The organism is Bartonella sp. B41 (assembly GCF_053795765.1).
Window position 1 is genome coordinate 659,476 of sequence record NZ_CP200037.1, and the last position, 18,038, is coordinate 677,513.

Annotated in this window: 9 protein-coding genes; 4 read left to right on the plus strand and 5 right to left on the minus strand. The window is 36.1% G+C overall.

The window, feature by feature from the left end:
- Window positions 1-40: 40 nt before the first annotated feature.
- The gene (parC, locus tag V4P54_RS02805) at window positions 41-2,290 is read right to left on the minus strand and encodes a DNA topoisomerase IV subunit A (protein ID WP_455477615.1); all 2,250 of its coding nucleotides are present in this window, start codon (window positions 2,288-2,290) and stop codon (window positions 41-43) included.
- Between the two features lie 1,058 nt (window positions 2,291-3,348).
- On the minus strand, window positions 3,349-5,139 hold the full coding sequence (gene aspS, locus V4P54_RS02810; protein WP_455477616.1) for an aspartate--tRNA ligase: 1,791 nt from the start codon (window positions 5,137-5,139) through the stop codon (window positions 3,349-3,351).
- 163 nt (window positions 5,140-5,302) lie between these two features.
- Between aspS and rnd the strand changes: the two genes are divergently transcribed.
- On the plus strand, window positions 5,303-6,457 hold the full coding sequence (rnd, locus tag V4P54_RS02815; protein ID WP_455477617.1) for a ribonuclease D: 1,155 nt from the start codon (window positions 5,303-5,305) through the stop codon (window positions 6,455-6,457).
- 147 nt (window positions 6,458-6,604) lie between these two features.
- On the opposite strand, the gene ppx is transcribed toward rnd, so the two are convergent.
- A complete protein-coding gene (gene ppx / locus V4P54_RS02820) occupies window positions 6,605-8,119 on the minus strand; it encodes an exopolyphosphatase (RefSeq protein WP_455477618.1) in 1,515 nt (504 codons plus the stop codon).
- A gap of 4 nt (window positions 8,120-8,123) precedes the next feature.
- On the minus strand, window positions 8,124-10,295 hold the full coding sequence (locus V4P54_RS02825) for an RNA degradosome polyphosphate kinase (protein WP_455477619.1): 2,172 nt from the start codon (window positions 10,293-10,295) through the stop codon (window positions 8,124-8,126).
- 194 nt (window positions 10,296-10,489) lie between these two features.
- On the opposite strand from V4P54_RS02825, the gene V4P54_RS02830 reads away from it, so the two are divergent.
- Window positions 10,490-10,738: a zinc-finger domain-containing protein gene (locus V4P54_RS02830; protein ID WP_455477620.1), complete on the plus strand. Its 249-nt coding sequence runs from the start codon at window positions 10,490-10,492 to the stop codon at window positions 10,736-10,738.
- A 25-nt stretch (window positions 10,739-10,763) separates the two neighbouring features.
- Complete coding sequence (locus tag V4P54_RS02835) at window positions 10,764-11,999, plus strand: FAD-binding protein (RefSeq protein ID WP_455477621.1); 1,236 nt, start codon at window positions 10,764-10,766, stop codon at window positions 11,997-11,999.
- A 27-nt stretch (window positions 12,000-12,026) separates the two neighbouring features.
- Here the strand turns inward: V4P54_RS02835 and dnaE are convergent, their stop codons facing one another.
- Window positions 12,027-15,518, minus strand: coding sequence for a DNA polymerase III subunit alpha (gene dnaE, locus V4P54_RS02840; RefSeq protein WP_455477622.1), 3,492 nt, complete (start codon window positions 15,516-15,518; stop codon window positions 12,027-12,029).
- Between the two features lie 397 nt (window positions 15,519-15,915).
- Between dnaE and recG the strand changes: the two genes are divergently transcribed.
- Complete coding sequence (recG, locus tag V4P54_RS02845; RefSeq protein ID WP_455477623.1) at window positions 15,916-18,024, plus strand: ATP-dependent DNA helicase RecG; 2,109 nt, start codon at window positions 15,916-15,918, stop codon at window positions 18,022-18,024.
- The last annotated feature ends 14 nt before the right edge of the window (window positions 18,025-18,038 follow it).

Genomic DNA, 18,038 nt, shown 5'->3' on the forward strand with positions numbered 1-18,038 from the left:
TTTTCATGTTCTCAAGTCATCAAGAGATTATGTATATCAACTAATTGGTAAACTTTCCTGATTTTGGAAATCCTTTTGGAAGTGACCGCCCTACCCCAGCACGTACACCCATCCATTCAGCAAGTTCATCAGCTTGACGATTAAAGCTACGTTCAGCTGTATCTTTCCAGCTCAGACCTTCTGACAAATTGAAGGTTTTAGCATCGACAATGCCTCCATTTTTATAACGTTGCAGTCGCACACCTTTTCCACGATTCATTTCTGGTATTTGCTCAATAGCAAAAATGAGCATTTTACGATTTTCTCCAATTAACGCAACGTGATCACCTTCGATTGGAATACAAAGTTTCACCTTATCAGGAAACCTTACATTCATAACTTGCTTTCCCTTTCTGGTATTAGCAATTACTTCAACTTCAGGAACAATAAAACCATTGCCACAGGACGAAACCAAAAGCCGTTTTCTCTGCACAGAATGCACAAAAGCTGTTAGAATATCCTGATCATCATCTATATCAACCAAAATACGAATTGGCTCTCCATGCCCACGTCCCCCAGGTAAACCGTTAGCAATAATAGAAAAAAATTTTCCACCAGTACTTACCACCACAATTTTATCTGTAGTAAATGCCGGAAATGCTAACTTCAAGCAATCGCCATCCTTAAAAGAAAGTGATTTATAATCACTTAAATGCCCTCTCAATGCACGCATCCACCCTTTTTCAGAAATAACAATAGTGACAGGCTCTTTTTCAATCATTGCTTGATTAATATCATCGATATCACGCTTCGGAGCCTCTTCAAATGTTGTTCGCCTTCTCCCTAAAAAAGTTTCTGGCCCAAAAATTGTACGAATTTTTCTGATTTCTTCCGAAATTATCTTCCATTGCTTAGTAGTAGAAATCAATAAATTTTGTAATTTTTCTTTTTTATCCTTCAAAATTTCAAATTCTTTGCGAATCTCAAATTCTTCAAGCTTACGCAAAGAACGTAACCGCATATTAAGAATTGCATCAGCCTGATTTTCCGTTAATTCAAAATGCATCATAAGCTCCGTTTTGGAATCATCTTCCTCACGAATAATTCGAATTACTTCATCAAGATTTAAATATGCAATAAGGTATCCATGTAAAATTTCCAACCTACGATCAATCTCATCAAGTTGATACCTTGAGCGACGAATAAGAACATCTTGACGATGTGAAAGCCATTGTTGCAAACTTTCACGCAAAGAAAGAACGTTAGGAACTTTTCCCAAAGTTAATACATTAAGATTGAGAGGAAATCTCACTTCAAAATCAGTTAACTTAAAAAGAGACTCCATTAAAAGCTCAGAATCGACAGCACGATTTTTGGGAACAAGAACAATACGGATATCTTCTGCCGATTCATCTCGAATATCTTCAAGCATTGGCAGACGACGAGCAAGTAGCAATTCTGCTGTTCTTTCAACAAGACGTGCTTTCTGAATTTGATATGGAATTTCAGTAACAACAATTACATAAGACCCCCGACTTCCAAGTTCCTGATGCCAACGCGAGCGCAATCGAAAAAAACCACGCCCAGTACGATAAGATTCTTCAATACTCTTTTTAGATTCAACTAAAATACCTCCTGTTGGGAAATCGGGGCCAAGAATGAATTTACTCATCTCTTCATCATTAGAATCAGGATAAGAAATCAAGTGTAAAGCTGCATCACATAACTCAACAATATTGTGAGGTGGAATAGATGTCGCCATTCCAACAGCAATTCCTGAAGAACCATTAGCTAAAAGATTAGGAAAAGATCCAGGTAAAACAACAGGCTCTTCATCCTCTTCATTATAAGTTAAACGAAAATCGACAGCATTTTCATTAATTCCCTCAAGTAGTAACTCAGCTACCTCAGTCATACGCGCTTCCGTATAACGCATAGCAGCAGCATTATCACCATCAATATTTCCAAAGTTTCCCTGTCCATCAACCAATGGATAACGAACAGAAAAACTCTGTGCTAAGCGCACTAACGCATCGTAAATAGACGCATCACCATGAGGATGAAATTTTCCCATGACATCACCAACAATTCGCGCGCACTTAGCATAAGATTGCTGAGGATTAAGCTTGAGCAAACGCATCGCATGAATAATACGCCGATGTACAGGCTTCAATCCATCACGTAAATCAGGCAATGCACGATGTGTAATGGTGGAAAGCGCATAAGCCAAATAACGTTCCTGTAAAGCAGAGCGTAATTCTATTGGCTCAATATGTTCTTTATCAAAAGGTAAAATTATTTCGTCAGACATAACTAAGAAAGCAATTCTTAAGATGATAATAATTATTCTATTCTACAAAGTGTTCTAAATGCAATCTTTCATAAATGAATTACGCAGAGACACACGCTACGATTAAAACATGAACAGAAGGTTATATCAATTTGATTTTTTTTCAAAATTAGCGTTCTACTATTTATTTTAGTATTGAATAAAAATACTTCAGATATTATCTGTAATAGCTAATTTATGAATAATAAAATTTAATACTTATATTTAAAATAATTTATTTTATAAATAGACAATTATATAGTATTATTTTAGTTATAAAATTTAAATATTAGTAAATATACACAAAATATATTTATATGATATGACAATACTCTAAAAAATAATACTATGATAATAGATGTATAAATATAATATAAATAGTAATATAGATTAAGATTTATCTACGATATAAATATAGTAAAAACGTTAATAAATAATGTCTTATTTGATTTTATTGTACAATAATATAAGTATTACTAGAATAAAAATCATTGCGCTTAACTATACAAAAATCCTTTAGAGATTTTCTGTTGTATATCTTACAACCTTCTGTGCATACATCAGAGAATATTGGAAATAAAATCATTCATACTAATCCGTAAATTTTGTTCTCTTAAGGTCAATTATCCAGATAATAAATTTACTCTTTGCCTTTTATATAAAATAAGACGTGTTCAATCCTAAAAGATTTCATTAAAATTTTAAGACTGACTACAACCTTATCATAGGTGCTTGTTCGTGTAGACACATAATCACAAACAAACTTATTATATAAATAATTAGTGATTTAGCTTTTGTAATTGAGAAAAAGAACAGCAACATCGTACTTATGAGCATGTCTTTTAAAGACTTTATCATCCGGTAGAACAATAACCTTTTTATAAAAATTTATCGAATTATTATTACATACAGAGATTTTTCTCTATTCGCTTCAAAGACCTATTTTCCTACCATCACGCTTCGTGTGAACACAAAATAGGTTCTACAAAACGTAAAAAATAAGAATTTTGAGCATCAACGCACCATAGCAATTAATCTTATTAACTACTATTTTTAGCAATAGGAGTCATCCGAATTCCTAAATCGCACAATTGGGTAGAAGAAACATCAGACGGAGCACTCATCAAAAGATCGAATGCTTGCTGATTCATAGGAAATAATGAAATTTCACGTAAATTTTTTACCCCTTGCAAAAGCATAATAATACGATCAATACCAGCCGCCATACCACCATGTGGTGGAGCTCCATAATGAAATGCACGATAAAGCCCCCCAAAGCGATCTTCCACAATCTCTTTTGAAAAACCCGCAAGATTAAAAACTTTAAGCATCATTTCCGGTGAGTGATTACGAATCCCCCCAGATGCAATCTCATAACCATTACAAACAAGATCATATTGAAAAGCTTTAAGAGTAAGAGGATCGTTATCAAGAGCACTCTCTCCGCCTTGAGGCATAGAAAAAGGATTATGTGCAAAATCGATTTTTTTTTCATCTTCATTCCATTCAAAAAATGGAAAATCCACAATCCATACTAAAGAGAAACAATCCCGATCAACAAGATCTAATTCTTCTCCTATTCGTGCACGTGCATCCCCTGCAAAAGATGAAAACTTCTTCGGATCTCCAGCAACAAAAAAGCAAGCATCACCACTTTTAAGACCAAGTTGTAAACGAATAGCTTCAGTCCTCTGCTCACCAATATTTTTAGCAATAGGCCCAACCCCTTCAAACTTTTCTTGTTCTTCTCTCCAAAAAATATAACCAAGCCCAGGCTGTCCTTCACTCTGTGCCCACCCATTCATGCGATCACAAAAAGCACGACTTCCACCTGTTTTAGCTGGAATAGCCCAAACCTGTGCATTTTTATCGTTTGCTAAAATCTGCGCAAAAATTTTAAAACCAGAATTGTAAAAATGTAGAGACACATCTTCCATAACAATTGGATTACGCAAATCAGGTTTATCAGAGCCATATTTTCGCATCGCTTCATTATACGAAATACGAGGAAAACTTTGTGTTACAGACTTTCCGTTCGCAAATTCTTCAAAAACAGAACGTATAATGGGCTCCATTATCGCCAAAACATCTTCCTGCTCAACAAAACTCATCTCAACATCTAATTGATAAAATTCACCTGGAAGACGATCCGCCCGTGGATCCTCATCTCTAAAACATGGAGCAATTTGAAAATAACGATCAAAACCAGACATCATCAACAATTGCTTATACTGTTGCGGTGCCTGCGGTAATGCATAAAACTTTCCTTGATGAATACGGCTTGGAACTAAAAAATCACGTGCCCCTTCTGGAGAGGATGCAGTTAAAAGTGGAGTAGTAAATTCTGTAAAACCATTATCCTGCATACACCGTCTAATGGCAGCAATAATTTCAGTACGACGCATTATGTTTTTGTGCATAGTTTCCCGACGCAGATCAAGAAAACGATACTTTAATCGAATATCTTCTGGATAATCAGGCTCACCAAAAACAGGTAAAGGAAGCTCATCAGATTTTGAAAGAATCTCGATATCTTTTGCAAAAATTTCAATCTCTCCTGTTGGAAGAGATGCATTAATAACTTCAATGGAGCGCGCACATACGTCCCCATCTACACGAATAACCCATTCAGAACGCACCTTCTCGATAATCTTAAAAGCGGGAGAAGCAGGATCGATGACGATTTGTGTAATTCCAAAATGATCACGTAAATCCAAAAAGAGAATTCCACCATGATCACGAACACGGTGAACCCATCCAGAAAGACGAACCTTTGTTCCAACATCGCATTTACGAAGAGCAGCACAATTATGACTGCGGTAACGGTGCATAGTTTTTACCTTTAATTATATCATTTCACACGCGCTACAAATGCTTTTTAAAAGCCATTTGTCAAGCTATAACAACAAAGACTCGAAAAAATACAGTAAATACAATAAAAGGCAAATTTAATTTATCTAACTATAACGAAATAATTTATTTGGCTATAATGGAATGATGAAGCTTATCACACAAACAAAAGATCTTGAAATTGCTGTTACTGCTTTACAAACATCTGAATTTGTAACAGTGGATACTGAATTCATACGTGAAACAACCTTTTGGCCTCAGCTGTGTCTAATACAACTTGCGTCACCGGATATAGCTGTCATTATTGATCCAATGGCACCAAATATTGATCTACAACCATTTTTTGATCTAATGGTAAATAAAAAAGTTGTCAAAGTCTTTCATGCTGCGCGCCAAGATATCGAAACGATTTATCATCTTGGACATACCATACCTTATCCCCTTTTCGACACACAAGTAGCAGGATCGATCTGCGGATTCGGTGACTCTGTATCCTATGATCAAATTGTACAACGCTGCACAGGTCATCATCTTGATAAATCATCCCGTTTTACAGACTGGAGCTGCCGTCCTCTTTCTGAAAAACAACTGCTGTATGCACTCGCAGATGTAACTTATCTAAGAGATGTTTACCTCGCATTAAAAAAGCAGCTAGAAAAAAACAAACGTTCACATTGGATGAATGACGAAATAGCTATCCTGTTAGCACCAGAAACTTATGATATCCCAGAAAATGAAGCATGGAAAAAGGTAAAAGGAAAAATTAAAAAACCAAGAGAACTTGCCGTATTACAAAAAATAGCAGCTTGGCGTGAACGAGAAGCACGGAAACACAACCTTCCACGTCGACGTATAATGAAAGATGAATGCCTTATCGAAATTGCGATTCAACAACCAAAAAATGAATCTGAATTTAAGCGTCTGCGTAGTCTTAACAAAAACTGGAATAAACTACCGATCACACAAACATTAATAAAAGCTGTCCACGAAGGACTAGAAATGGATATTATTACTTTACCAACCCTTCCCAAACATAATCCCATTAATGATACAACAGCAGCTGTAATTGATCTTCTCAAGGTATTATTAAAGCTCGTCGCAAATGAAAACAAAATTGCACCTAAGATTATCGCAACTTCCAATGACTTAGAAAAAATTGCAAATGGCAGTGTTAAAAAAAATATCCCTGCTATGAATGGTTGGCGTTATGAAATTTTTGGCCAAAAAGCTGAACAGATGCTGAATGGTCAGATAGGACTTTATTTTAACAACGGAAAAATAAACACTAAACAACTCTAACTCATAAAAAATAGCCATTGGTACTGAAAATTAACACTAAAAAATATCAAAATTATCTTTTTGGGTTAGATGGAATTTAGCTGAACATGCAGTAAGGTTTCTTGAACAGCTTACAATACGCAAGTTTATTTTTATGACTTGAAAAAATTAAGATGTTTCAAATACTAAAGGTACCTTTATTATTTTTGACAATTTTTTCAATCGATTAAGAGGACGTTCTCCTATTAAATCAGCGTAACGTATCGGAACATGCAATACGACATGATTTGACTTTTTATACCATGATAAATTTGGTAAAATACCGGAAGTAGAGACGCTAAAAAGATTAGCAACACGCATAATCTCACCAAGAATACATGCCTTTTCAACTATGTTGTGTGTGGCTAAATGAAAAATAGCTGGAACTTCTTTACTGATCAATGAACCAGTATTACGAAAAAAGACAGCTAATGCAACGTAAACACGACCTTCATGAGAGATTCCTGGATAAGATCCTAAAGCTATCTGATTAGCCGCTTCATTACCTCTGTAATCTGGATGTGTACGCCAACCTATATCGGCAAGAAGACAAGCAGCTTTACGGTAACGACGTTCATTTTCAGTTTCTGAAATTCCCAAAACTTCAAATGCATTTCCAGTAAAATCAATCAATTCTTCTGCCTGCTTTGGCGAACGAGCTCGTAAAATAGCCATTTCAGTGCATGCTGTAATCAAAGGATCCAAAATACGAATCTCTCGCAATAATTGTGAATAAAGAAACCCCTCACGCATTCCAGCACCAGAAAAAATTATACTTTTAAATTTCATAGATCGAATTAGCTCAATAAGAACGATCGCCCCATAAGATAAAAGCTGACGACGATTCTTTGAAATAGCTGTAATCCCCTTCATATTGTCAATGTTTCCATTTACCATGAAACGCAAAAAATCTTCCATCTCATCCGAATCAACCTCATAGCCATGCATAACAGGCAATGGATAATGTTTAGTTATCATATGCAATTTAGCTAAATTACGCCAAGTTCCACCTACCGCATAAAAATAACGTACCATACCTCTTTTACACATGATAGAAGACTGACAAATTTGCTCACGTGCAATCTCTGCAGCTACAAAAATATCATTTTTTGACATATGCTGTAGCCGTAAACCTCCCAATGGGAGAGTTATCCCTTCATTTGCATTTGAATCATAAATATCTATAAGTTCAAGACTCCCACCACCGAGATCACCAGAAATTCCTTTTGGCTTGTAAAAAGTAGAAAGAACCCCATATGCAGAATAGGTAGCCTCTTCATGCCCAGAAAGAAGATGTATTTTACTTTGTAAAATATTTTCAGCATTCTGAATAAATGCTAACCCATTTTTTGCTTCTCGCGCTGCTGCAGTCGCCAAAGTATAGATCCTATCTGCTCCAATTTGCCGACAAATAGCACGAAACCGTTTTAATGCCCGCAACGCCATTTCGATTGATTTTTCTTCTAAAAATCCAGTCTTTGCAACACCTTGACCAAGACCACAAAGAATTTTTTCATTGAATAAAACTGTCGGTGAACGGACAAGACCTTCATAAACGACAAGACGAACAGAATTCGAACCAATATCGATAACGGCAACAGGTTTACGACCTTTTAACCGACCTTGAGCGTTGATATATGTCATCGGATCAATCTTTATGAACTTTATATTTCTGCCTGTGCAATGCAACTAAGTGCGAAACAGAAGACCAAAAAGATTTTTCCCACCCTGAAATACCTGCATTAGCCATGAAAAAATCCTGCGCACTGAATGGGTTCTCACCTTCTTTCAGTGTTACACGTTTGGATGTTCCGTTGCTCAATATATCAAAGCTTTGTTGATTATCAATAATATTAGCTAACATAATTTGCAAAAGAATCTTTTGACGAATTACTTTATCAAAAACAGGAACCAATATCTCAACACGATAATCAAGGTTACGGGGCATCATATCAGACGAACCAAAGTAAACAAGTGCGTTCTCATTTGGCAAATCCTCTCCATTCCCAAAACAAAAAATGCGACTATGCTCAAGGAAACGTCCCACTATTGATTTTGCACGAATATTTTCAGAAATTCCTAAAACTCTAGGACGTAAACAGCATATACCACGCACAATCAAATCAATTTGCACACCTACTTGACTGGCACGATACAAAGCATCAATAATTTCTGGATCCACTAGTGAATTAACTTTCATCCAAATAGCAGCAGACCGTCCCTGTTGTGCATTGATAATCTCCCCTTCAATATGTTCAAGAATACGACTGCGCAACGTTAAGGGAGAAAATGCAATTTTCATTGATTCATTTGGTCGCTCGCATTTAGAAATGTAATTAAAAAGCAATGCAACGTCACGGCCAATATCATCATCAGTGGTAAAAAAAGAAAGATCAGTGTAAACTTTAGCATTAACAGGATGATAATTCCCAGTACCAAGATGAGCGTAAAAACGATGACGGCTTCCTTCACGTCTTACAACAAGGGACATCTTAGCATGTGTTTTTAACGTAATGAAACCGAAAAATACTTGAACTCCTGCATGCTCAAGGTCTCGTGCCCAGCGAATATTGGCCTCCTCATCGAAACGTGCCTTCAGCTCTACCAAAGCAATAACTGACTTTCCTCGTCTTGCAGCATCAATCAAAGCACTAACAATTGGACTATTATTCGATGTGCGATAAAGGGTTTGTTTAATTTCGATAACACTAGGATCATCCGCAGCCTGACGCAAAAATTGTACAACAACATCAAATGGCTCATAAGGATGATGAATAACAATATCCCCACTACGAATAACTGAAAAGAAGTCATCATTATACTTCTGAAAATATTTAGGAAGACACGGATTATGAGGAATAAATTTCAAATCAGCACGTGGAACAGAAGAAATCTCCAATACCATATTAAGTGCCAACAATCCATCGATAACACTCTTACAGTCATCAGAAACAGCAAGCCCATCCATTATAAACTGGCGTAGATCTTCAGGCATTTTTGCATCAAACTCAATTCGAATGACCTGTCCACGACGACGTTTTTTGAGTGCAACTTCAAAAAAACGAACCAAATCTTCAGCCTCTTCTTCCACTTCAATATCACTATCACGGATCACCCTAAATGTACCAATGCCGCAAATTTCATACCTAGAAAATACATTGTGAGCAAAAAGACTGACAACATCTTCAAACGCAATAAAACGAAAATTGTCACCTTTTGAGGGAAGACACACAAAACGCTTCAATGTGTTTGGAACGCATAGCAATATTACTATAGGATCCATATCACTGTACCGTGATAAGTGAAGTGCTATAAAAAAACCTAAATTAGGGATAAATGGAAAAGAACAGGTAGGATCAATATACAATGGTTTTAAAAGGGGAAAAACTTCATCAATAAAGTGCCTTTTAAGCCACGATTTTTCAATTTTGGAGAGATCATTAGAGTCTATAATTTCAATATTATTCTGTTTTAATTCATGATGTAATATGTCCAATGCTTGCTGTTGTTCTTTCTGCAAATAAGAAATTTCAGCTAACACAAGATCCAATTGTTCCTGAGGCGTCCTCCCGTCTGCACTGCACTCCGTAATCCCTGCACGAACTTGAGCAATGAGACCAGAAACACGAACCATGAAAAATTCATCAAGATTTGTTGCAGAAATGGAAAGAAATCTTACACGTTCTAATAAAGGATACTTCGAATCAAAAACTGCCATCAATACACGATTATTAAATTGTAGCCATGAAAATTCTCGATTGACAAATCGTTTTGGATTTTTCACCGTTATATCCTCTATAGAAATCTGATCTATAATCATCTGTGCCCTATATTCTAGCCAATCTTTTAAAGATATTTTCTGATTTTTTTATACTTTTATGAAAAATCAGAATATTCTCATTGAAAATGATCTTATAAGTATCTTGCATTACAATAAACTTTATTACAGATTAATAAATATAGAACATCAGTAAAATTATACCCTATAAGTACTTCATCCGGAGTTTACACATAATGTCTAATCACAGCATTCCCTATTTTCAGAATGACCTTGGATATAAAATAATAAAAATTGGTGTAAAAGAGTTTATGTGTGTGGGTGCCACACATCCATTCGATCATCCCCATATTTTCATCGATATGGGATCAGCTGATGAAAAAGTTTGCCCTTATTGTTCAACGCTTTATCGTTATGATCCGTCACTGCCATACAATCAAACAAATCCACAAGGATGCATTTATTTTCCCAATAATTTATTGTAATTATTTTTTGCCTTTTTAATAACTAATGAACCGATCACCAATCATCATAGGAGCAGGAATTGCAGGCTTAAGCTCTGCTTTAGCACTTGCTCATAAAGGTATTGCAAGCACTGTTATTGAGAAGCAGAAAAAACTTGATACCATCGGTGCTGGTATTCAGTTAACTCCGAATGCAACGCGTATTCTTTCTCGCTGGGGAATTCTTAAAAAACTCATCAAAGTAGCTACAATACCAAACTTTCTCGAATTAAGAGACGGTATATCGTTAAAAACACACCTATGTGCCAATCTTATCAATTTATCTGAAAAAAATTGGAAGGCTCCTTATCTTACAATCCACAGAGCTGACTTACAAAAAACCTTGTACGATGCTGTTATTCAAAATCCTCTAGTCCAATGTAAAATGGGTGAAGCCGTTGTATCATTAAGCAAAACTTCAACAAAAAATATTCACGTAAAAACAAATTTTTTATCTAAAATACAGAAACACAATCTCTATTCAACACCTCTTCTCATTGGATGTGATGGAGTTTGGTCAACATTACGACAACTAGCTCCTTTTTATGAAAAGGCAAATTTTAGCGGTTTTATTGCCTGGCGTGCAACAACAGAGTTTGAAAATCTTCCTAAAAAATTTCGTTCTCTATTCCAAAATATGAAAACAATTACTGCTTGGATGGGACCAAAAAACCATTTAATCATTTATCCTATTAAATCAGAAAAAATTCTCAATTTAGTAGCCATAACTCATGGAAAAAATTCAGAAAAAAAATGGGATAAAAGAGGAAAAAAAGAAGATCTTAAATCCATTTTTAAAAATTGGAATTCTCAAATTTTACAAATTTTTGATCATATTGATGAATGGAGCTATTGGCCACTTTTTCAAATGAAACATGATCGTTTTTTAGGCTTCGAACAGCAAGTATTTGTTGGTGACTGCGCACATGCTGCCCTTCCCTTTGCAGCACAAGGCGCTGCTATGGCAATAGAAGATGCTGCTACATTAGCAGAAACACTCTCTATTAAAAATCTCTCACTAAACGAATCCTTATTGCTTTACAAAAAAATACGTACCCCCCGCATTACATCAGTGAAAAAACGAGGATACTTAAACGAGATAGCGTATCATGCAAAAGGCCCCACAGCAGCTATACGTAACGTCATAATGAAACTCTGTACTCCAGAAAGCATTATGTCTAGTCTAGATTGGCTTTATATGTACGATGCTATGGATTTGATAATGAAAAAGGATATAAACTAAAAAGAAAAAGACTCTACATCGCGAACCTTAAGATAATTTCACATCAATAACTCCATGAATCCTCTTTAAAGAACTTGCCACGTATGAGTCTACCTTGTATCTCTTCGGAAGTATAATTTCAATTTCTCGAAACCTATTTTCTTGAAACAGAGTGAGAACTACCTCTCCGTTGCCACTGTCGTTCAAAACTTTCTTAATTTGTGGAAGAATATCAACAGTATTTATGAAAAGGCGCATCACTTTATGAACCCGTAGTGCTTCATTTTCCAATGATTGCATTGTTTCAAGTCGCAAACTAATTCCTTCGGAGTGATCCTCTGCATTCACAGAAATAATAAAAGACTTTCCGAGCTCTAGCATATCCTCATAAATTGAAAGCCCATCAGAAAATAAAACTGTCTCATACTGCCCACTCGTATCAGAAAATTGAATAATTCCCATTTTTTTACCAGATTTTGTTTTACGAATTTGCTTTGCAACAACAGTCCCAGCAAGAATCGCAAAAGATCTACCTGTTTTCACCGCCATTGAAAAATTAGCCCAAGTTTGAATCCCCTTTTTTATAAGGATATCTTGGTACTCATCCAATGGATGAGCAGAAAAATAAAAACCTATCACTTGAAATTCTTTATAAAGTTTCTCCGCTAATGACCAAGGAGCAACTTGCGACAATATCAAAGGATCTTTTAACCCATTTTGCATACCAAATATGTTAATCTGCTTAATGGAATTGTCATCGATCATACGCAACGCACGCGCATGAAGAATTTCAAGGCTACCCAATAAAACTTCACGTGCAATATTAAAACAGTCAAAAGCACCAGCATAAATCAAATTTTCCATAGCACGCTTATTAACAATCCGAGGATCAACACGCCTACAAAAATCTTCTAAATCCTTAAATATTTTATCCCCACGACAAGATACAATATGATCAACGACAGACTCTCCTACACCTTTAATAGCAGCAAGAGAATAATAAATACAATTCTCTCCAACCTCAAAAATCCGATGAGATGTTTGCACACAAGGTGCAATAACTTCGATACCCAATCTTAACGCCTCACGCCTAAAATCATTTAACTTATCCGTGTTGGTCATATCATGCGTCATAGAAGCAGCCAAAAATTCAACTGGATGATGTGCCTTCATATAGGCTGTTTGATAAGAAACAATCGCATAAGCAGCGGCATGTGATTTGTTAAAACCATAATCTGCAAATTTTGCTAAAAGATCAAAGATAATATGAGCCTGATCCTTATCAACACCACCAGCAATAGCTCCATTTACAAAGCGCGTGCGCTGCTTTTGCATCTCTTTGTGGATTTTTTTACCCATAGCTCGACGCAACAAATCTGCTTCCCCAAGAGAATAACCAGCAAGTACCTGAGCTATTTGCATCACCTGTTCTTGATACACAATAACACCTTGTGTTTCCTTAACAAGATGATCTATTTTTGGATGGATAGAAGCAATTTTCTCTTCTCCATGTTTGCGCGCGTTATATATTGGAATATTCTCCATAGGACCTGGACGATAAAGCGCGACAAGTGCAATAATATCTTCAATACGATCTGGTTTCATCCCTATCAGGGCCTTCCGCATACCAGAACTTTCAACTTGAAACACACCAACTGTCTCACCACGTGCCATCATGGCATAAGTTATTTCATCATTTAAAGGTATATGTGACAAATCAATTTTAATACCCTTTCGTACAACGAAATCTGCAGCCATTTTTAAAACAGTAAGTGTTTTTAATCCAAGAAAATCAAACTTTACTAATCCAGCCTGTTCAACATATTTCATATTAAATTGAGTTACGGGCATATCAGAACGAGAATCACGATACATTGGGACAAGCTCTGATAGCGGACGATCACCAATAACAATACCAGCAGCATGGGTCGATGCATGGCGATACAGTCCCTCCAATTGGAGCGCGATATCTAATGTTCGTCCAACAGCTGGATCCCTCTTCTTTTCTTGCTCAAATTTTGGTTCATCCTTAATAGCATCAGACAAATCAACTTGATTTCCAGGAGCAGCAGGAACCAATTTTGTAAGATAATCTACTTGACTATAAGGCACTTCCAAAACACGGCCAACATCACGCAACACTGCACGTGCCTGTAATTTACCGAATGTAATAATTTGAGCAACTTGTTCACGACCATATTTTTTCTGAACATAACGAATAACTTCTTCTCGTCTTTCCTGACAAAAATCAATATCAAAATCTGGCATAGATACACGATCTGGATTCAAAAATCGCTCAAATAGAAGAGAAAAACGTAACGGATCAACATCAGTAATCGTTAATGCATAGGCAACAAGAGAACCAGCACCAGATCCACGCCCTGGACCAACGGGAATATCATTAGTTTTTGCCCATTTAATAAAATCCGAAACAATAAGAAAATAACCAGAGAATTGCATACGCGTGATAACTGAAATTTCATAATCAAGTCGTTGTTCATAATCTGCAACCGTATACCCATCAGCTAATCCAATTGTCTCAAGTCGCATTTTTAAACCATCTTTAGCCTGATTTAATAATTCTCTATTTTCTGCCTCTAAAGTAAAATTAAAATCTCCCGATTTTCCTATAAAACGAGGTAAAATTGGCTTTCGAACTGGCGTAGCAGCATGACAACGCAGTGCAATTTCGACACTATTTTCCAAAGCTTCTGGAATATCAGAGAATAGTTTTAACATTTCATCTTGTGATTTTAAATAATGATCTGGAGTCACACGTTTACGCTCAGGATTAGAGACAATTTGCCCTTCTGCAATTGCCATCAACGCATCATGAGCCTCATACCCGTCCCTATTCAGAAAAAAAGCCTCATTGGTTGCAACTAGAGGAATCTCATGTGCATAAGCCAATTCAATAAGCGCATTTTCTACTTTCCTATCATAGGAACCATGTCGTTGTAATTCTACATAAAGACGATCACCAAAATTTTCCTTTAAGTAAGTTAATCGTTCAATGGCTCGTTCTTTTCTATCCTCTACCAAAGGTAAATTAATAGATCCGCCCCGACCACCAGTTAAAGCAATAATTCCCTCATTGTGCGACAACAGCCAATCGGACTTAATATGAGGAGGATCAGCATCATATTTATCAAGATAAGCACGACTAACAAGACGAACCAAATGAGCATAACCGATCTCGCTAGCAGCTAACAAAACTATGGAACACAAACCAGAAGAACGATACCATCTGCCACCCAAACGCGAATTATCATTTTCATCACAAAAATCAATGGCTAACTGACAACCAATAATAGGTTGAATACCATGAGAAAAACAGTACTGTGAAAATTCCAAAGCACCAAATAAATTATTTGTATCTGTAATAGCAATCGATGGTGCATGATCAGAAATTGCATATTGAATAATTTGGGGAATTTTTAAGGCTCCTTCCAGCAACGAATAAGCTGAATGAATCCTCAAATGAATAAAGTCGGGAAGAGAATGTTCGATATTTTGTATTTTTCTTTTGTCCTCCAACACCTTCACAAGCTCCCATTATTAAATGCAAATGCCAAATCATAACTATTAACCCTGTCTGTACAATAGTAAGATTTTAGTGCATCACACTCAAAAATCTGTAAATCTAACGTCCATCTATCCATAAGACATTTCAAATTATTCATACAAAACCAAGAGTTCAATCAAAAAAACGTTCATTATTCTTACCAACAAATTTATAAAAACGAAAAACAATAAATAGAATAAGACATGATCAATATTGGCCCCTCCTCTTTACTGTATTTTTATAATATTCATTTTTTTACACTTAAAATTGAAAAAATAAGCACAATAAGTTACGCTGATCTGTTCAATAATTTGTCACAAAAGGATGCTTTAAAGCACTAGAAAAAATAAAATAGGCAAGCTAAATTTCTTTATGCACCAAAATCTTATTAAACCTCTTTTTGCTTCTGTTAGAACCCTCCCAGGGATTAATCCCAGAATATGTTCTCTATTGGCAAAACTCTTAAACATTAATTCGACAAAACGCGAACCAACTCTTATTGATCTTCTTCAACTAATGCCTCATTCTGTCATAGATCGTAGAATGTGTCCTAACATTGCTCTCGCGCAAAAAGGGATGATCACAACCCTTGAAATTGTCATAGATAAACATAAGCCACCACCAACAGGCCGCAATCGAATACCTTATCGCATCACCGCCTATGATCAAACAGGAAAAATAGATTTAGTATTTTTTCATGCTCGTCGTTCTTGGTTAAAAAATCAACTACCAGAGGGGAAAAAAGTCATAGTATCAGGTAAAATTGAGCGATTTAATCAACAACTTTCAATGGTGCATCCAGATCATATTACACCGAGTGAACAATCAAATAAGATACCACTGATAGAACCCGTTTACCATTCTACCGCAGAATTATCAGCAAAAATACTAAGGCATTCAATACAAAATGCACTTGAATACATTCCTCCTATGCCAGAATGGATAGAAGAAAATATTAAAAAGCAGCAAAATTTTTCTTCTTTTTCTGTATCTTTACGCCGCATTCATACTCCTATAGATCCCGATGATTTATCCTTAAAAAGTGCAGCACGTAGACGTCTCGCTTATGATGAATTACTAGCGTACCAACTAGCCCTTGGTCTAGAACGTTTAAAAATAAAATCTCTATCAGGCACATCACGTCCATCAACAGGCTCTTATACTAAAAAATTATTGAAAATATTACCCTTTCAACTAACAAATGAACAAAATAAAGCAATAAGAGATATTGCAGACGATCTTGCTTCACAAAAGCCAATGTTAAGACTTTTACAGGGCGACGTAGGAGCAGGAAAAACTGTAGTTGCCCTAATGGCAATAGCGCAGATTGCTGAAAATGCAGGACAATCAGCTTTAATGGCTCCTACAGAAGTTCTTGCCCGACAACACTTTGATACAATTTCTCCTTTTGCCCAAAAAATTGGACTAGAAACAGTCCTTTTAACTGGACGAGAAAAAGGGAAATTACGCACAAGCATTCTAGAGCGCATCCTATCAGGACAAACCTCCATCATCATCGGAACCCATGCTCTAATCCAGAATAGTGTTATTTATAATAATCTTGCCTTAACCATTATTGATGAACAACATCGTTTTGGTGTGCACCAACGCCTTGCTCTCACATCCAAAGGCCATAAACCTGATATGCTGGTAATGACAGCAACTCCTATTCCACGTACATTAGTCCTAACGGCCTTCGGTGACATGGATGTTTCACAAATTATGGAAAAACCGAAAGGACGAAAACCAATCACAACAGCAATGATTTCCTTAAAGCGTATTAATGAACTTATAGAACGTATAGAAATCGTACTAAAAAAAGGTGAAAAACTCTATTGGATCTGTCCGTTAATAGAAGAATCCACAACCCTCGAAATCACTTCAATTGAAAAACGCTTTGCTGCTCTCCATGAACGATTTGGGAACTGTGTTGGTATGATACATGGGAAAATGTCCACAGATGAAAAAGAAAAAGCTATGGCATCCTTTAAATATGGAAATATAAGTATTTTAGTTGCAACGACAGTTATTGAAGTAGGAGTAGATGTTCCAGATGCTTCAATCATCATCATTGAACATGCAGAATGTTTTGGTCTTTCGCAACTGCATCAATTGCGTGGACGTGTCGGACGAAGAGAAAAAAAATCTTCTTGTATTTTGCTATATAAAAGTCCACTTACAAAAACAGCCGAAACACGTCTCAATATCATACGCAATACAGAAGATGGCTTTAAAATTGCTGAAGAAGACTGGCGTTTACGAGGAGAAGGTGAGATTTTAGGAACAAAACAATCTGGTATACCTGAATTTCACATGGCAAACCTCGCGGTACACAGTGATCTCTTGTCAATAGCAAGAAAAAATGCACGCCTATTTTTACAAAATAACACCGATTTTTCTTCAAATCAAGGTCAAGCCTTGTGTCTACTACTTGATATTTTTGGTTTTAATGAGGCGACACGATTATTACGTGCAGGTTAATTATTTAATTTTTT